This window comes from Bacteroides sp. GM023, assembly GCF_014750685.1.
Classification (GTDB): domain Bacteria; phylum Bacteroidota; class Bacteroidia; order Bacteroidales; family Bacteroidaceae; genus Bacteroides.
In genome coordinates this window covers 48,454-66,210 of record NZ_JAAXGE010000022.1, presented here as the reverse complement: position 1 = coordinate 66,210, position 17,757 = coordinate 48,454, and the positions used below count along the sequence as shown (strand labels likewise).

Here is a 17,757-nt window from a genome sequence, read left to right as displayed (position 1 = left end):
GAATATTATTTTTTATGTTTCTCAACCATGATCGTTCCGTCGTTGATGCGGGCGACGATGACCGGAGTCTTTTCGTCCAGGAACCCATCCATTGATTTTACTTCAACTATTTTGTCGTTAATCTCTGCATAACCGATTTGTGCGAGACGGGTAGTACTGATACCTGTGTCACCGACTTTCACACTTTGTTCTGCGCTGCGGTCTACCTTCGAGTCAATGTTTTTTTTCAATGCCAGCTTATCCAGCATTTTCGATCGCATAAACCAGACCAGCGACCCTATACAGGCGACAGCCGATATACCCAAAGTGATAAACCCTCCTGCCATTCCTATATTGGCAAATGCGTAGTAGTTGGCATAAAGGATGCAAACCAATGCCGAAATTCCGGCCAGGCTGATGCCCGGGATGACAAACAGTTCTACAAGAAACAGTATGACTGCGGCAATAATGAGAACGGAGATAATGAGTATATCCATAGTTCAGTGTTATTAATTTATTTCGTTTTTTCTGCGTTACGTACATTGACTTCCAAAGCATCCAGTTCGCCTGACATTTGCAATATGCGTTTTTCCAGGTCGAGGATGGCAGGAGCCATTCTTTCTTTTCCCTGCTTGTTGCTGGTAGAATATTGCTGGCGCAGACTGTTCAGCTTTTCCTCTTGTTGCTGATAGTCTTTTTCCATCTGCCGATAGCGTTGGAAAAGCTGTTTGGCCTTGGCGGACTTGAAGTCATTCATCAGATAATACGTTGTGTTATCATCAATGACAAATTCAAAATCAACGACACGGCGTTCTTTCGGCTTGTGGCTGATAGCGGCTTCCAGGCGTTGCAATGCTTCGCTGACTGCCTGCTTATCTTTCCAGGTCTCTTTCAATGAATGGATTTGCGCCAGGCGGATGAGCTGCTTCTGATCCATCCCCTCATAATTATAAGTCTGCTTTGAATGATTCGGGATGAATACGTAGATGCAGACTTTCCCTTCCGGTTGGAAGCGGTCGGAAGCAAACCATCCCAGGTTATTATACTCGTCGATGACATACATATAATCATTGTACGGGGAATTGAACGGCATACCCACATTTTCCGGTACGAGATAAGTGTCGTTATTCGTATTGTAGCGGGTGACGAAAATATCATATCCTCCCAGCCCTTCGCCGTCACTTGCATAATAAATGGTGATACCATCCGACATTACATACGGATAATTGGCATTTCCAGATGCATTGATACTGCCGGGTAACGGGCGTCCGTTACTCCATTCGTTCATTAGTTTATTCTTCGAGAATATGTCCAGACTCCCTCTTTCGCCCTTCTCGCTGTAATAGATTTTATTTCCGATTTCGGTTTCGTAGACAGTACCTTGATGATCTCCTTCCGTCTGAAAGAATTCATTGTATGTGAATAACTTACCCGATTCTTCGCTGATTTTATAAGCGTTCAGAAAAGTGGCTTTATCTACTACGAAGCTGTCGATAATGCAAACATCTTCCACACCTTTCAGCATACGAAGGTCTGCTTTGCTCTTTTCCAACAGGTTCTCGGCTTCTTCCGTTGATTTTTTACGTTTCTTTAAGTCGGCGATATACTCTTCAAAACACGTCACGGCATCTTCGAAACGATAAGTTTCGTTATAAGCCTGCCCCAGGTAAAGTTGTCCGCTGGCTACACGCTTCTTTACTGCTATTTCAAGAGGTTTTACCGCTTCTTCGGCTTCTCCGGTTTTCAGGCAGCATACGCCATACCAATAATTATAATTCCCGTTGGCCGATTGAGATTTCGCATACTTTTGGAATACAGGCTTGGCTTTTTCGTAGTCACCTTTTGTAAACAAGGTGCGTGCCTGTTCGAGTGTTTGTGCAGAAACTTCACAAAGGAAGAGACTGCAAAATAAAAATAGAATATATTTCCCTTTCATCGTTTTTATCGTTTATAAGTGACGGATTGTTTTGAAAGCACTGCTGCGCTTTCGGGCATCTGTCAATTTATCAATTGTTCAAAAGTACAAATTTATTAGAAATAAACCCTTTTTCAGAGATTCTATTATGTTAATTCTTCTTTAAATCATTCTTTTCGCTTACTTTTGCAGCCGATTTTTGAAGATATGACACAATTTACAGAAGAAGAGAAAACCATTCGCCGCATTGATCGGCGGTTCAGCAAAGGAATGGTGCAATATGGGCTGATAGAAGAAGGTGATAAAATTCTTATCGGACTGTCGGGCGGGAAAGATTCGTTGGCGCTTGTAGAACTGTTGGGCAAACGCGCACGCATCTACAAGCCTCGCTTTTCTGTTGTTGCCGTCCATGTGGTGATGCGAAATATACCTTATCAGAGTGATACAGATTATCTGAAAGCGCATTGTGAAGCCTATGGAGTGCCTTTTGTCCAATACGAAACTTCATTTGACCCTTCTACGGACACACGCAAATCTCCCTGTTTCCTTTGTTCGTGGAATCGGCGTAAAGCTTTGTTTACGGTTGCCAAGGAACAAGGGTGCAACAAAATCGCTTTGGGACATCATATGGATGATATTCTGGAAACTTTGTTGATGAATATCACTTATCAGGGAGCATTCAGCACCATGCCGCCTCGGTTGGTGATGAAGAAATTTGATATGACGATTATCCGTCCGATGTGCCTGATTCATGAATCGGATTTGATAGAATTGGCAGCTTTGCATGATTACCGGAAACAGGTGAAGAATTGTCCTTATGAATCCCAATCGAGCCGGAGTGATATGAAAGGAATTTTGCGACAACTGGAAGCGATGAATCCGGAAGCACGCTATAGCCTTTGGGGGAGCATGACTAATGTGCAGGAAGAATTATTACCTGATAAAATAGACTAAAATAATCTGACATTATGAAAGGAATCTATACAATTTTACTACTTATCGTATCCAATGTCTTTATGACTTTTGCCTGGTACGGACATTTAAAAATGAAACAGGAATATAGCTGGTTCGCCGCTCTTCCGTTGATAGGTGTGATTGCTTTTAGCTGGGCAATTGCTTTTTTTGAATATTCATGTCAAATACCAGCGAATCGTATCGGATTTATCGGTAACGGTGGTCCTTTTTCATTGATGCAGTTGAAGGTGATTCAGGAAGTGATAACTCTTGCCGTCTTTATGGTATTTACAATGGTGTTTTTCAAAGGGGAAGCGTTGCATTGGAATCATTTGGCAGCGTTTGTCTGTCTGATTGCGGCGGTGTATTTCGTGTTTATGAAATAGAGAGAGTGGTTACATCAGATTCTCTAACCTGTTGGCAAATTTTTGAATTGATATTTTTTCGGAGATAAAAACAATAAAGTCTTTATCTCCGATTTTTTTGTTTAAAGTTGTTTTTAACTGCGCATCCAATTTGAACCGCAATCGCCTGTGCATCCGCAACTGTTAGCACATATTTCCCAAGCAGTGTCTTTCAGTTGTTCCATTGTTCTGCCATATTTTTCATTGATAGCAGATAGATTGGTTAATTTAAAGTTCATGATTCTAATATTTTAATGATATGTCCTATTTGCGGTAAGGACAATTAACCGTTTATTGCATATATCATCCATATACTAATTTTATATATGAAGGTTAGGTGTTTTAATTAGGCATTTCCCAATAATTTCTTAGTGCGCAAATCAGACTAAAAAGATCGGCAGTACCGCAACTTTCGTATGCTGAATGCATGCCCCATGTCGGAATACCCACTTCTACACATTTCATTTCGACCTGTGTTTGCATAAATGTACTTACCGTACGCCCTGTCCTGAAGTCTGAATTGGTTGCTTCTTTTTGATACGGAATATTATTTTGATGACAGATTTCCTGGAAAATAGCGGCAGAAAAAGCAGTTGTTGCATAATGCATATTCGCGTCGTATTTTATAACTATACCTTTATTCATTACGGGAGAGCATGTGGGGTCACTGCATTCCATATAGTTAGGATGCACTGCAAAAGAGGTATCCAATGACACGGCAAATGAATGGTTTATCAATTTTATCAAGTCTTCCTCGTCGCCACCTATACTTTTTACTATTTTAGTGAGTATGTTTCTAAGGAAGGGGGTGTCGGCACCGCCTAATGTCGAATTAGTTTCTTCTTCGGCATCGAAGAATGCTATCATCTTTGCCGAATTATCCGCATTGGTATTTGTCAAGGCTTCTAAAGCTGCATATACCATAACTAAATCATCTTGACGGGGAGTGACTATAAAATCAGCATTCATTCCCACCAATCGCCCTTTGTCTACCGGATAGAGATACAGTTCGTAGTCCAGTACACTTTCTTTGGAGATATTCAGTTTTTGGGCGATAAGGTCAAGAAGATTGTTTGTGTTCATATCCTTATTTCCCATTCCCATGATTGGCAACATTTCTTTTTGTTTGGAAATACCACCTTCTGTTTTTTCTTTTGTCAGATGAAAGGCTATATTAGGAATTGTCAATATGGGGTCTTCCATATCAATTAAACGTATGATTGGCTTGAAGGGATGTTCCCCTTTTAAAGCAACCCTTCCCGCCAGTGATAAAGGACGGTCAAACCATGTCGACAGGATAGGCCATGCATATCCTTGGGTATTCAATCGTATATAACCTTCTGAAGTAATTGTTTGAGCTACTGGCTTTACTTTAAAAGCCGGTGAGTCCGTATGAGCACATACTAATCGTATCCCGTTTTCTGATACTGGCTGTATTTTCAATTCATGAGAACTCATACAGAAAGCGATTAATGCAGAGTTGTCTTGTTCTATAAAATATCTTCCGCTTGGTTTCAACACCCATTTCTCGTCAATAGACAGAGATTCAAATCCGTGCTCTAACAATTTAGATTTGACATACTCTATCGCATGATATTTAGTCGGGCTTTTGGCTATAAAATCAATAAAATCGTGGGCTATGTCTGTTTGTACTTTCATTTCTCTTTCTCGATTTATACATCACTTGTAAAAGAAGATACGTGGGAAGAGAACACTCTCTTCCCACATATTTACGATTGCATCCAGTTGGAACCGCAATCGCCGGAGCATCCGCAACTATTGGCGCATATCTCCCATGTTGTGTTTTTCAATTGTTCTATGGCTTCACCATACTTTTGGCTGATAGCAGATAAGTTTGTTAATTTAAAATTCATAATAGTAATATTTGAGTGAGTTACCCTGTTTATGGCAAGGGCAATTAACCATTTTGAAGTTCTTTTATAAATCCTATTTCTTCCAGGAAAGATTGTGTGAGAATCACGCCTTTGGCAGTCATTGCCAGTTCTTCGTTGCTGAAGTCTTTCAAAGCACTGTATTTTTCCGGCGTTTCCAGCATTTGACCTATCATCCACGATCCTGCCAGTGCCCGTATCTTTGTGATAGCGCACGTATAAAGGTCACGTTTGGATACGTCACCATAAGTAATATAATTCCCACCATAGCAGGTAGGACAGATGGGCTCGAGAATACAACCTTTGCACCGTGTATCTGATAAATGGCAGGGTGAAGATAAATCTATGTTTTTCAGTTTTTCTCCTTTTTCTTTGCTGACTTCATAAAACAAATGGCAGGGTAGACACTGACCGTCCGGTGTCCAGCAGCGCATGATAGTACCTGCACCGCACAACTTGTCAAGCATATTTTTCATGCCTGCTGCCACAGCTATGAACTTCATGTTTAGCATTTCTACGGGTAATATATCCGGATGCTTCAGATAATATACGGCAATTTCCTTTAATTGTTCTTGCAATATTTGTTTGTAATCTATCGCTTTTCCAAATTCATCTTTGTCCCAGGATACTCCGCTGGCAAAAGTGCAATTGTTGCGACTAAAACCTAGCTCGTGTATGTGAATAACACCTTCTGCCAATGAGGTCAATGTTCCGGGTGAAGGTGTCATTTTTACTCCTTGTTCAGGCCAGTTTTCTTTAAAAAAGTTTATATCAATCCTATCATACGAATTGGAACGATTACGATTATGCATTTCCCGGGTTCCGTCTAAACTTAGCCCGACAACAAACTTCTCTTTATTTTCTAAGAGCCAGTTTTTAATTTCTCCATGTATGAGGGTACCGTTGGTTGTTGCGTAACATATATATTTTGCCGGCCATTTCTGCATCCATAGCCATTCGCAAATTTCTTTAATCTGCTGAAATGCCATAAATGGTTCTCCGCCATGAAATAGTATTTCTACATAATTTATATCTTCTTTTACAGCACGTTCGAAAGTCGACTTTATACCTTCTTGGGCTATTTCCAAAGGCATAATAGCTTTCCCTTTTATGTGTTCGTAACAGTAGATACAATTCAGATTACAGGCCTCTGTCATATAAAGAGTACATGTGCATCTTTTTAGTTTTTCATATGTAAAGATCTTCTTTTCCATCTTTCTTTATAGTTTATTCAATGAGTGTTTTGTTTAGTGAGCATTTTGTGTTTAATCTCCTCCAACTATAGCTGTTGATATACCAAATATGATAAGAACTACTACTCCGGCTCCTATTCCTCCCCAAAGTGAATGATTGCTATAGCCGACTATTAAGCCAACAATAATAGTAGTCAAAATAGGTATCCATACAAAACGAGCCAATCGTCCCAGTATTTGTGCAACGAGGAATAAAGCTAGCAGTCCTCCGATAATTTCTAATGCGATAATCATGGCTGATGTGTTTGGTTAATTTCTGGGTTGAGTCCAATATTTACGGCCATCTCCACATATGATGGTAAGTTGTCCGCACTCTTCGCAACGATATACTTCTCTCGGACGTACGTTGCCTACAACTCTCCAATATTCATTTTGTTCTGCGTTTGATAAATCTTGAAAATTGATTCTTTCAGTGTTGTAGCTGCCACAATTTTCACACTTTTGTCCGCTAAAAAAGATATTCCAGAATCCCATAGTGTTATAGTATATTAAATATGATTCCTACTCTATTTTGGCTTTTCGGATACTGCCGGTTTTGTCTTTGGTAAGATAGTGTCTCTTTCCTTACTCGCAAATATAGATGGTTTTGTAATTAGTATGCTGAAAAGGGTGTCTCTGATTGGTTTACATGTAAACTGATTAGGGACATAGCTAAGATGAAACTAATCTTTTTTATTTCCTTTCATGTCTTCAGAATAGAGTGAAAAGAAATCAAACTCCAGGATTGCGGATATTCTTGCAAGTATATCAGTATCCACAGAGTGCTTTTCGAAAATTTTATAGATATTAGTTCTGCTACATGATAGATGTTTGGCTAGCCAAACTACTGTTTTTTGCCGTTCTTCCATTTTCTGTCTGATTTGTTTTCCAATATGAATCATAAGCGTGTTGAATTTACTGGTAGAGTTCTGTATTTGGTGGTGTGTGTTAACTTATAATTTTGTGTAATCATCATTATGTTATTGCTTGAGAGTGCAAACTTAGTCAAACTTGTATACATATATTGTAGATAAATGTCCCTGATTGGTTTACATGTAAACCAATCAGGGACATTATGCAGTTTTGTTTAATAAATGGGTAACGGCTGATTATTCTTAATCTTTGTTCATTTTTATGTAGTCTGAGTAAAGTGAAAAGAAATCGAATTCCAGGATGGTGGAAATTTTAGTGAGTGTGTCTGTATCCACCGAATACTTTTCAAATATTTTGTATATATTCGTTCTGCTGCATGATAGTTGCTTGGCTAGCCAAACTACTGTTCTTTGACGTTCTTTCATTTTTTGCTTGATTTGCTCGCCTATGTGAATCATAAGAGTGTTGCGTTTTGCTGATAAATCCCCATATTCAGCGATGTGTGTTCTTTCAAGTATATACATATAAGAAGGCGTGGGGAATCTGTATCTGCTTATCCCACCTTTTAGGCTCTCGCATTGCCTTTTCCAGAGGATAAACAACATCAGTTAGCCCACGCCTGTATGATATACACTCTCACTTACCAATTGTTCATCAGTAAGTACAAAGTGATATAATCATACCACGTAGACGCCTTTGTTGCTTTATCTTCTCTGGATTTTGGATTTGCGAGATTCAAAAGGTCGAAGATTAACGCATGAAAACGTCTTTCGATATGTATGTTCTGCGGTATTATCTCAAATAACCGATTAGAACTTTGCAAAAGTAGAGCTTTTCAGTTAGCAGGACAAATCTTTTTTAGGCTTTTTCTTTTTTCGATAGTTCTGCTTTATTGATATATTTTTTCATTCACTTCTTTCACATAATACTAAGTTGCTTGTTTATAGATACTTTCTGTGAATGAATAGGTGAATTTTCACTCTTCACAACCCTTCACCCTCTTCACCAAATATACATTCCCCAATCTTGTATGTTGCCGACTAATTCCTGTTGCTGTCAGAACTTGCGCTAGTTGAATAGGAGTACAGTTGCGTAAAGCAGTTGGAAACTTCTTTTTCAATTCCTGATGGATGATAGTAGCCGAGAGTGATAAACAATCTGTCTCACCATAAGCGGCAGGTACATATGTGTGGCGTAGAATATCTTCTATAGGATTGACACGATAATAAGCAGCATTATGATGTTGTAATGCCCGTTCTTCCTCCTTGCTGAACCAGTATCGGGCTCCGGATAGAAGTTCCGCTTTCAGTTGAGCATAGATCTGTGAATGTTCTATGTTGGTGCAGTCGATGTCGTGTTCCGCTTCAATGCAAAAGAATCTGCGGCTGCCTGTCGGGTCGCAAAGTAGGTCGGTACGATTACTTGTGCCGATGAACGATGCTATGCGGGGGAGCGACCGGAAGTTTCTTTGATAAGCTTTGCAAATATTAAGGCTGGGCATTTGCATCAGATTCTTTAGTAACGGCATCTTTTGTGCTCCGAATTTGTCAAACTCATCCATATTTAATAATCCCATTTCGGCTAAAAGACGTTCGGGATTACTTTGGGAAGTTAATTTTAAGTTGTCCGAATAGTAGCGAACCAGCTGTGGTGGCATAAGCGTGCGGCAGAAAGTAGATTTGTGCCGTCCCTGTTCTTCGCTAATAAGTATCGGGGCTACGCTATTGGCTTGCCCCTGATTGACTCCTATCCATTGAGCGGTAAGTCCGAGCATCCAGGTATGGAAACTTTTAATCCATAGCGGATTATCCGATACTCGCCTTGCAAGGCTGTTCAATCGCTCCGTGCCATCCCAGTCGGGAAGTTCGTTCATATAGAGCCGGAAAGGGTGGTAACTTTCTATTTGGGTGGAATAGATGTACCTCTGAAGGTCTTTGTCCCAACAGTTGATGCCCTCTTTATGGGCTTCCAGACAGAAAGTATTCAGTTCCCGCTTGTCTATGCGGCAGAAAGAGATATTCCGTTGACCGGATGGACGGAATTCGGTTTCTTCGGTCAGTAGGTTGTAGCGGAAGTCGTATCGTGCTTTCAAAAAGTCGATCACTTGTTGCGTCAGGAGAACGGGCTGTTGATGTGCTTCTTGCATTTGTGCTTCTTGTATTTGCGGCTCGCTCTTAGGTTCGTTCTTAGGGGTGTTCAGTGAGACTTTTGGTGAGACGATGGTATTTGACGATTCTTTCATCAATACTCGTATCCTTTTTGCCAAACGTTTTGAACTGTATTCTAATGTCTTCATATTTTTCTTCTTTTTAAATGAATAAATGTTGTTTTTCGACCGGTTGATGCTGCTAAGGTATAACATGGAATATGGGGTTTGCAAGTATTTAACGAAGAAAATGTTTATTTTCCCCTGGAATGAAAAACAAGCTTTTTTACGCTGATAAGTCGTTACTTTGTCGTATCTTTAACTCTTGCTTAGCAAAGGACAACTAGAGTTGTCTTATTGGTCGACTACTGTTGACTAAACAGACAACTTATGTTGTCTATGCGGCCGACTAGAGTTGTCCTATAATAAATTTATATATTTAAACTGATAAAAAGTAATGGCTATTGTATTTGATTGGTATGAAAATCCGAACGCGTCTTCGGAAGAAGAAGCTACGTTGCATCCGCGTATCTTTATGAACGGTAAGGTGGATACGGAAACTCTTTGTTACAGGATTCATGATTACAGTTCGTTGACAGTGGGCGATGTAAAGAATGTGCTTGATAACTTGTCGAAGATTCTCGGCGAGTCGTTGCGTGAGGGAAAAGAAGTGCATATTGAGGGGGTAGGTTATTTTTATCCCACTCTGACAGCTACAGGGAAAGTGACCCACAGCACTCCGCATAAAACCAATAAAGTGGCTTTCAAAACTGTTCGCTTCCGTCCTGACGCTAATCTGAAAGGACATTTAGTAGGTGTTCGCGCCAGTCAGTCCAAGTATGTCCGTCATTCGGAGAAGATTTCAGATGTGGAGATTGATATCCGGCTGAAAGAGTATTTTGCCGAACATCAGATGATGAATCGCCGTGATTTTCAGGAAGTGTGCGGTTTGGCGCGTACCACGGCTAAAACTCAATTGGCGCGTTTGCGTGAAGAAGGTAAACTGGTGAATATCGGTTTGCGCAATCAACCTATGTATGTGCCGGCACCCGGCTATTACGGGATATCAAGAGATGCGCCACATCCTTCACGGTAGATTCAGTGAAGGAGTGGATTGTGTGAAAGAGCGAGCCGTACGAAAGATCTAGTCGTGTGAAGACGTGAAGGACGTGAAGAAGATAAAATATCCTTTTTTGTTCACCGAAAATAACTGCTAAACAGATACTTATCATCCTGTGAAGGACGTGATGAGCAGGAAATCAACTTTATTGTGTTATGTATTTCTTCATACCTTCCGTGTAGTAAGTCTTGAATTCTCCATCTTCTCCGCTATAGATAAAGTAGGCGTCAATCTTTGGATTCGCTTTGCAGAAGGTTTCTGCTTCTTCCAGTCCCATCACCATGAATGCGGTAGCCAAAGCGTCCGCAGTCATGCAATCTTCAGCTATCACTGTGGCGGATAAGATATTGTGCTGTACCGGGTAACCGGTTCTCGGGTCAATGGTATGCGCATATTTCTTTCCGTCTTTATAGTAAAAGTTACGATAGTTTCCGGAAGTAGCCATGCCAAGATCGGTAACTTCAAGTACCGTTTGTATATCCTGTTTCACGGAGAGTGAGTCGTCAATCGGCTTGTTGATTCCGATGCGCCACCGGTCGTTTTTCCGATTGATGCCTTTCACTACCACTTCTCCGCCTATATCTACCATATAGTTTTCCACTCCTTTACGGTCGAGCAGTTGTGCTACTACGTCTACCGAATATCCTTTGGCTACAGCACTGCAACTCAACATGATGCGTGGGTCTTGCTTGATGATTTTCCCATTCTCCAGTTTCACTTTGCTGTATCCTGTGATTTGCAGTAAGCTGTCTATCATCAGGGAATCAGGAAAAGCTCCCTTTTTAAAACCGAATCCCCAGGCGTTGGCAAGAGGAGCTACCGTGATATCAAAGGCTCCTTTCGTTTCGCGGGAAATTGTCATGGAGCGATTGAAGCACTTTTGGAAAAAAGTATCCGTCACTATTTCCTCGTTGCGGTTTACCCGGCTGATAACGGAACTGTCGTTGAAAGGGGATAGTGACAAGTCGAAGCGTTGCAACTCCGCTTCAATTTCGGGTTTTAAGTCGCCGTTATATTGATAGGTAATGCTGTATACAGTACCAAATACAAGTCCCTTGATATTGTAATAGTTTGCTTGCGGTTTGTGTCTGGCTATTATCCAAATACTTGCTAAAATCAGGAAAGCCAGCCAAAGGAAACTCTTCTTTGTTTTCATACGCTCTTTTGTTTGATGAGAAAACTTGTTTTATTGGAAAAACAGATGTTCGATTAATATTTTTGTTCCGATAATGACCAGGATAATGCCTCCCCATAGCTCCGCTTTCAATTTCCGGGCAAGTCCGCAGCCACACTGAATACCGAAGATAAGCCCGATCATTGACATGACAAATGAAACAAGGCCTATGATAAGGATGGGGGAGAGGATTTCACTATAGTTCTGAACTCCTAAAAAGGCAAACGAGATGCCAACAGCCAATGCGTCGATACTTGTTGCTACTGCCATCGTGAATACCACTTTCAGGCTTGCCGGGTTGAATAACTGACAACATTCTTCTTCCTTGAAAGACTCCCAAATCATTCGACCGCCGAGGAAAGCAAGAATCGCAAAGGCAATCCAATGGTCTACGCTTTCTATGAGATGGCTGAATGTTTTTGCGCACATCCATCCGATAAAAGGCATGATGGCCTGAAAGAGTCCGAAGGCAAAAGCCATGACCAGCATGGGCTTCCATTGGGTACGTTTCAAAATAATGCCACTTGCAATCGAAACAGCGAAACAATCCATCGCCAAACCTATTGCAAGCAACCAAATCTCTAGTCCTGTCATTATATTCTAAAGCGGCAATTTATAAATGAGGGAATAGGTGATTCCCATATTGTTCGATTTAAATTTTCCGTAGCCGGGCACATACCATGGGTCGCCATATTCTCCGGTAGAGGCACTTGTCTTGTATTTCATGCGTACTGACCACCCCATATTGAAATTCTTGTAAATACGTACTTTGACGCCTACGACGATTTCCAACCATTGTACTGAGCCTTTCATGCCCAAATGGCTGAAAGGTACACTTCCGCCCCAGTAATCATCTTCCAAACTGGGGTTGCCTATTACGTCTCCCCAAATAGGGTCACCCGCCGGCATGGTAGATACATCATATTTGAAGGAGCTGAATGCGTAACGAAGACCTGCATATAAGTAACTGTTCTTCTCTTTCTTCTTTGCCATGGTGTTGTAGTCCACACCGATTCGGAAGAATGGGGCAGCTTTGCTTTTATAATGGATACCCGTTTCGCTCCAGGTGTCTGTTCCACCCATACCGAATTCTATGGTAGGGATGAATTTGTTTTTGAGGTTGACCGCTATGCTGACTTCAGAACTCATGAAGTCACTACCTAGAAGTTTGCTTCCCGGGCCGTATAAGTCCACACCGATGTATGTACCATTGTAAAAAGGAATGGTATCTACTTCGACAACCTTATTCTTTTTCTGATCTCTTTTGGGTGTATGGGTCGGGCGTTGCTGTTGAGCCAACAACGGGAGTCCAATGCAAAAGAGCAGAAGCAGGCTAGTCAGTCGTAACCAGGTTACGTTCGCGATATTTAAAGAATATCTGTAGATTCTCAATTTCATTAGTATTGGCTTCTTTATTTCTAAAATAGATAGAGTCTATTTTCTCCGAACTATTGGCTCTGTTTCCGAACTTGGTGCTGATGATATTTTGTTTCATCATATATCCACATTCCATTGACTGGAAATAAGGAGTGTTCTGCTGTATGATATACAGGGTATCTACATCATTGGGTTTACGTACCGGGTCATATTGGAAAATAAATACGGTAGAATCGCTTGTGTAGCGTAATGGCAGCATTATCTTATGCACTTTTTTCTCGTTATTGAGAATGATTGAGTCTGTCCCCAATGCTTTAATTGTCAACGAGTCAAGCGTATCATTTAATGCCCTGGTCTTATCGTCAGGGTTGATTGTCTTGAATGTGCAATACATCATCGGACGTCCTGCCAACGAACAATCGTTTTCGTCCGAGCATGAACTGTGGATGCTGACGGCAGTACCAACGATTATCAATAGGAGAAAGATACGAACTAAATTCTTCATAGTCAATTATTGAATGTGAATCAAATTTTCTTTTCTATCTGATAGTTATTCCGTTCAGGTGCGTTGCGCGAGATCAATTCGCCAAGGAATCCGGCAAGGAATAATTGCGTACCTATAATCATAGCCGTGAGTGACAAATAAAAATAGGGAGAGTCGGTCACCAATCGGTAGGGCAGACCGTTGTACATAGCATATAATTTACTGGCACCTACAATGATGACAGAAATCATTCCGACAAGAAACATCAATGAACCCAGCAGTCCGAAGAAGTGCATCGGCTTAATTCCGAATTTGGAAAGGAACCAAAGGGAGAGCAGATCCAGGTATCCGTTGACAAAACGGTTGAGACCGAATTTGGTAGTACCGTACTTGCGTGCCTGGTGATGAACTATCTTTTCGCCGATTTTCTTGAATCCGGCGTTCTTTGCCAGGTATGGGATATAACGGTGCATCTCACCGTACACTTCGATGTGTTTTACTACATCTTTGCGATATGCTTTCAGTCCGCAATTAAAGTCGTGCAGGTTTTTAACACCTGAAACTTTGCGTGCGGTGGCATTGAATAACTTGGTTGGCAGTGTTTTCGATAATGGATCATATCTTTTTTGCTTCCAGCCGGATACGAGGTCGTAGCCATCTTCGGTTATCATCCGGTAGAGTTCCGGTATTTCGTCCGGGCTATCTTGTAAATCCGCATCCATCGTGATGACTACGTCACCCTGCGCTTCGGCGAATCCGCAATAGAGTGCGGGAGATTTGCCGTAGTTGCGGCGGAATTTGATACCTTTTACGTGTTCTGATTGCGTCTTGAGCTTTTCTATCACTTCCCATGAGTGGTCAGTGCTTCCGTCGTTAACGAAAATCACTTCAAATGAGAATCCGTTGGCTTGCATTACCCGTTCTATCCAAGCGTAGAGTTCGGGTAGTGACTCTTCTTCATTGAATAATGGGACTACAACTGATATATCCATCTTTTTATTACTAAATTACGAATTACAAATTACGATTGAGCAGGCTCGTCGTTTCCGGGTTTAGCTCTTTTCATCACCATTAATGCAGTAGGGATGGCCAGGAGACTGCCCCAAAATACATCCCATGACAATAGTTGCATGGTAATGTTGATGGAATTGAGTGAACGGACACTATCTATCGTTTCTTTTATAATCTCTTTGCTTTCTACCAGGGCGGGAGTGTTGGTCATCAATTCGTCCCATAGCTGGGTATAAGAATTGATGATAAAACCGTGGTCGATAAACTGGAAATAGATGTAATGGGCTACAGCTACCAGCAAGGATGCAAACATATACATAAATATGGTAAAGAGGACAGCATGCGAAAACTGGATGCTTCCTCCGCATATTTTATCCCGATACATCTTTGTATAATGATAACCGATGAACGGTACGGCCAATGTCAGGATTATAAATAAGAATGAAAAGAAAGGGATATGAAACCCTAGTGGGAATAGTATGAATTTCAATATCCAATAGGCTCCCATATACGTGCCAAAGTGCATGGCATATTTCTGTAAATAGCTTCTGTTTTCTGTCATTTTCTTTTATAAATTGCGCACAAAGGTACGAATAATATCGGTTGGTAGGGGGAATATGGTTGTTAAAGTTAATAAAGCAATAAAAGTTGCTGACCGAGATTTTTTTTGTACTTTTAATTGCTTGAAATGTAGTCTGTTAGTACTTTTGTGTGAAAAAAGTTATCCATAGCTATTGCAGGATTCATAAAAATGCCTACCTTTGCAACCGCAAAACGGGTAAGTCCTATACGGCCAGCTCCCTTCGAATCCTCCAGGGCTTGATCGCAGCAAAGGTAGTTGGTTGTAGCGGCGCGATATAGTTAGCTTACCCACCCGCCTCTTTAGCTCAGTTGGCCAGAGCACGTGATTTGTAATCTCGGGGTCGTTGGTTCGAATCCGACAAGAGGCTCAAAAAAGAAAAGCATTCAGGAATTTCCTGGATGCTTTTCTTTTTTTATATTTGCATAGTATCGAAATGCACAGTTCCGAAATGGCTGTTTCGGAACTGTATGTTTCGAAAATGTATAAGTTATTAATAGCGTGTGCTTTATGTGAATTTTTACCTATCGGGTGCGTCTGTATAATTTTACAAAGGCTCCTAAAATTATCAGAATGATTAATAATGTAACTCCGAATGTCCAATAATTGATAACCCGTGATTCTGCGTTAAGGGTATAATTATCTGCCAGGAGCCGGAAACCGTCTATTTTCCAAATGGCTGAATTGTTATTTAGTGTTCTTGCGTTGGAAGAAAGTAGTATGCCGGGCATTGTCAACTCAAATTGTATGGAGTTATAGAGCACTTCGGCAATTTTGATTTTTTCCTCTCCCATATTATTCATGGCTTCTTTATTCTTTAGATAGAGTTCTGAATAGTATTTTGTTTGGTAGATTTTATCAAAAATGGTACAGAGAACATCTATTTGGGCATCTCCCCAAGTGTCTTGGGTGGAGAAGTGGTTTTTATAAACTGCTTCTTTTGATTCGTCCAAACGGCATATATTGCTTGTATCGCCCTGCGCCAAAATGAAATCACGAATTACTTCCCAGTTGATTTCGTATTGGCTGCGGCTATACCATTCTCCGAATTTGCTTTCGATTTCGTCCAGTTTATCTTTCAATTCCATTCCACTTAGTCCGTTGTAAGCGCTGTTGTCTCCGCAAAACCAAATGATTTGCTCTTCTTTATTCATGTAATTGCTGAGGGGGACAGGACCTTTATCCGTAAGTTCTTTGTAGGTGGCAGTGTATGTATAATAGGTATAGAACCATCTGAAGCTTTTCTTCACTCGCTCTGTGGGTATGGCTAAGGGATACATATATTCTTTTCCTTTTGTGACAGAAAAGTATTCTCCATCTACAACCGGTAGTTTTCTGCAAACTTTTACGTTCAGGTTTTCTTTCTCTCCCCAAAAGTCGAATTTGATAGTAGAGTCCAGCTTCACTATTTGCCAGTCTGCATCTATCTGAAACATATATGGATTGTGAGTCTTGTCTCCTGCGATGAAAGCGGAATCACCTCGCGCATAGACTTCCCTGTATATGCTTCCGTCACTTCCTATCTGCGAAGTCATTCGGTAATTGCTGCCACAAGAAGTTGTGCCGAGTAGCAACAATGCTGTTATGAATAAATGATTAGTTTTCATATCTTAATTTATTTAGAACGGTTTTCTTTGATTAACTGGATAATACGCGTCTGCCGGAGTTGCCGATGTCGCGTGAATTGAGAAGACAGGTAATTGTTTTTCTCCTGAAGTCCCATCTCTTTCCAATTCTCCGGCAATGAGAATGAAGTGCTGTTTTGCCAGTCTCCATATTCATTTTGTTGAGGTATGGGAGAAAGAAAAGTATCGTTTATAAATAGTAGGAGTAACACTGCGGCAGCAAATCCTGACAGCCAGGCGCCAATCAGAAACTTTCTCCTTCCGGGTTTTGAACGGGACGGGGATGAAGGGATACTATTCAGAATAGCTGTTGTCAACTCTTCCGGGTTCTTCAATATAGGCTGTTTGTTTTTGAGTTCGGACAGCCATTCTTCATACTGTTTATCTTCCTGTTTCATAAGTCGGGGTCTATTTGATTCATTTTATTACGTATATTCTTCCGTGCCAGATACAAGGTACTTTTTATCTGTTCCGGGGATAATCCTGTGATACTCTGAACTTCCGCCACTTCCAGCTCTTCGACATCCCGAAGCATAAAGACTACTTTCTGTTGTGCGGGCAGTTCGTCGGTATAACGCAATATCAATTCTTTCAACTGTTTGTTGGCGAGTGATATTTCAACATTGTCATTTGAAGGAATATTTGCTGAATCAGAAAATGAAGATTCTTTGTCCAAAGGTGAATGGCTCAATGAACGTAAACGATCGTAACAGGCATTGCAGGTAATTTTATAAAGCCAGGTAGAAAAGCGCTTTTCTCTATCATATGATTTCAGTGATAGCCAGACTTTGACAAACGTTTCCTGCGTGATGTCTCTGGCTTCATCCTCATCGCAAAGTAACCGGAAGGACAGCCGGAATACCAATGACTGGAACTCGGAAACCAAACGACCAAATGCTTCTTTATCGTCCTGTCGACTCCGGTCTACCAACTTCTGTATTTCTTCCTGATTCATCATTATTTATCCTTGTTTATAATATGATACGTAATA

General features: G+C 40.9%; 20 protein-coding genes and 1 tRNA gene. 4 read left to right on the top strand and 17 right to left on the bottom strand.

The genetic code is table 11. The features are described 5' to 3' along the window. Positions 1 to 5: 5 nt before the first annotated feature. Entirely contained in the window at positions 6 to 476 is a 471-nt protein-coding gene (locus HC965_RS25755) for an NfeD family protein (RefSeq protein WP_191034144.1), read from the bottom strand. A 17-nt stretch (positions 477 to 493) separates the two neighbouring features. Then, the gene (locus HC965_RS25750; RefSeq protein ID WP_191034143.1) at positions 494 to 1,915 is read right to left on the bottom strand and encodes a tetratricopeptide repeat protein; all 1,422 of its coding nucleotides are present in this window, start codon (positions 1,913 to 1,915) and stop codon (positions 494 to 496) included. A gap of 186 nt (positions 1,916 to 2,101) precedes the next feature. On the opposite strand from HC965_RS25750, the gene HC965_RS25745 reads away from it, so the two are divergent. Together HC965_RS25745 and HC965_RS25740 are read left to right on the top strand one after the other, a co-directional pair. Beyond that, positions 2,102 to 2,848, top strand: coding sequence for an ATP-binding protein (locus tag HC965_RS25745; RefSeq protein WP_191034142.1), 747 nt, complete (start codon positions 2,102 to 2,104; stop codon positions 2,846 to 2,848). 14 nt (positions 2,849 to 2,862) lie between these two features. Next, entirely contained in the window at positions 2,863 to 3,234 is a 372-nt protein-coding gene (locus tag HC965_RS25740; RefSeq protein WP_191034141.1) for a DMT family protein, read from the top strand. A gap of 113 nt (positions 3,235 to 3,347) precedes the next feature. Here the strand turns inward: HC965_RS25740 and HC965_RS25735 are convergent, their stop codons facing one another. The 6 genes from HC965_RS25735 to HC965_RS25700 all read right to left on the bottom strand — a co-directional run bounded on the left by HC965_RS25735 (position 3,348) and on the right by HC965_RS25700 (position 9,545). Continuing rightward, positions 3,348 to 3,491, bottom strand: coding sequence for a hypothetical protein (locus HC965_RS25735; RefSeq protein ID WP_191034140.1), 144 nt, complete (start codon positions 3,489 to 3,491; stop codon positions 3,348 to 3,350). Between the two features lie 103 nt (positions 3,492 to 3,594). Further along, entirely contained in the window at positions 3,595 to 4,911 is a 1,317-nt protein-coding gene (locus tag HC965_RS25730; protein ID WP_191034139.1) for a M18 family aminopeptidase, read from the bottom strand. 71 nt (positions 4,912 to 4,982) lie between these two features. Beyond that, positions 4,983 to 5,126, bottom strand: coding sequence for a hypothetical protein (locus HC965_RS25725; protein WP_191034138.1), 144 nt, complete (start codon positions 5,124 to 5,126; stop codon positions 4,983 to 4,985). Positions 5,127 to 5,170: 44 nt separating this feature from the next. Beyond that, complete coding sequence (locus HC965_RS25720) at positions 5,171 to 6,358, bottom strand: radical SAM protein (RefSeq protein WP_191034137.1); 1,188 nt, start codon at positions 6,356 to 6,358, stop codon at positions 5,171 to 5,173. Between the two features lie 51 nt (positions 6,359 to 6,409). Further along, a complete protein-coding gene (locus HC965_RS25715; protein ID WP_191034136.1) occupies positions 6,410 to 6,631 on the bottom strand; it encodes a hypothetical protein in 222 nt (73 codons plus the stop codon). A 1,594-nt stretch (positions 6,632 to 8,225) separates the two neighbouring features. Continuing rightward, on the bottom strand, positions 8,226 to 9,545 hold the full coding sequence (locus HC965_RS25700; protein WP_191034134.1) for a VapE domain-containing protein: 1,320 nt from the start codon (positions 9,543 to 9,545) through the stop codon (positions 8,226 to 8,228). Positions 9,546 to 9,852: 307 nt separating this feature from the next. Here HC965_RS25700 and HC965_RS25695 point away from each other — a divergent pair, with 307 nt between their 5' ends. Next, complete coding sequence (locus HC965_RS25695; RefSeq protein WP_191034133.1) at positions 9,853 to 10,491, top strand: HU family DNA-binding protein; 639 nt, start codon at positions 9,853 to 9,855, stop codon at positions 10,489 to 10,491. A gap of 169 nt (positions 10,492 to 10,660) precedes the next feature. On the opposite strand, the gene HC965_RS25690 is transcribed toward HC965_RS25695, so the two are convergent. From HC965_RS25690 to HC965_RS25665, 6 genes are read right to left on the bottom strand one after another with little or no spacing between them, the layout of a single operon-like run. Further along, positions 10,661 to 11,671: an FAD:protein FMN transferase gene (locus tag HC965_RS25690; RefSeq protein WP_191034132.1), complete on the bottom strand. Its 1,011-nt coding sequence runs from the start codon at positions 11,669 to 11,671 to the stop codon at positions 10,661 to 10,663. A gap of 30 nt (positions 11,672 to 11,701) precedes the next feature. Next, entirely contained in the window at positions 11,702 to 12,283 is a 582-nt protein-coding gene (locus HC965_RS25685) for a manganese efflux pump MntP family protein (RefSeq protein WP_191034131.1), read from the bottom strand. A 6-nt stretch (positions 12,284 to 12,289) separates the two neighbouring features. Next, positions 12,290 to 13,087 carry a DUF6048 family protein gene (locus HC965_RS25680; protein WP_191034130.1) on the bottom strand — a complete coding sequence of 266 codons (798 nt, stop codon included), beginning with the start codon at positions 13,085 to 13,087 and terminating at the stop codon, positions 12,290 to 12,292. Continuing rightward, a complete protein-coding gene (locus HC965_RS25675) occupies positions 13,023 to 13,571 on the bottom strand; it encodes a DUF6452 family protein (RefSeq protein WP_191034129.1) in 549 nt (182 codons plus the stop codon). Before HC965_RS25675 ends, HC965_RS25680 begins: the two co-directional genes overlap by 65 nt. Positions 13,572 to 13,591: 20 nt before the next feature. Further along, the gene (locus HC965_RS25670) at positions 13,592 to 14,542 is read right to left on the bottom strand and encodes a glycosyltransferase family 2 protein (protein WP_191034128.1); all 951 of its coding nucleotides are present in this window, start codon (positions 14,540 to 14,542) and stop codon (positions 13,592 to 13,594) included. A 29-nt stretch (positions 14,543 to 14,571) separates the two neighbouring features. Further along, positions 14,572 to 15,123, bottom strand: coding sequence for a DUF4199 domain-containing protein (locus HC965_RS25665; RefSeq protein ID WP_191034127.1), 552 nt, complete (start codon positions 15,121 to 15,123; stop codon positions 14,572 to 14,574). Between the two features lie 314 nt (positions 15,124 to 15,437). On the opposite strand from HC965_RS25665, the gene HC965_RS25660 reads away from it, so the two are divergent. Continuing rightward, positions 15,438 to 15,511: transfer RNA gene (locus HC965_RS25660), tRNA-Thr, on the top strand. A gap of 154 nt (positions 15,512 to 15,665) precedes the next feature. On the opposite strand, the gene HC965_RS25655 is transcribed toward HC965_RS25660, so the two are convergent. Genes HC965_RS25655 through HC965_RS25645 form a run of 3 tightly spaced genes read right to left on the bottom strand, consistent with a single transcriptional unit; the run spans position 15,666 to position 17,724 of the window. Next, positions 15,666 to 16,748: a hypothetical protein gene (locus HC965_RS25655; RefSeq protein ID WP_191034126.1), complete on the bottom strand. Its 1,083-nt coding sequence runs from the start codon at positions 16,746 to 16,748 to the stop codon at positions 15,666 to 15,668. Positions 16,749 to 16,756: 8 nt separating this feature from the next. Continuing rightward, entirely contained in the window at positions 16,757 to 17,164 is a 408-nt protein-coding gene (locus tag HC965_RS25650; protein ID WP_191034125.1) for a hypothetical protein, read from the bottom strand. Further along, positions 17,161 to 17,724 carry an RNA polymerase sigma factor gene (locus HC965_RS25645; RefSeq protein WP_191034124.1) on the bottom strand — a complete coding sequence of 188 codons (564 nt, stop codon included), beginning with the start codon at positions 17,722 to 17,724 and terminating at the stop codon, positions 17,161 to 17,163. Before HC965_RS25645 ends, HC965_RS25650 begins: the two co-directional genes overlap by 4 nt. Positions 17,725 to 17,757 lie beyond the last annotated feature (33 nt).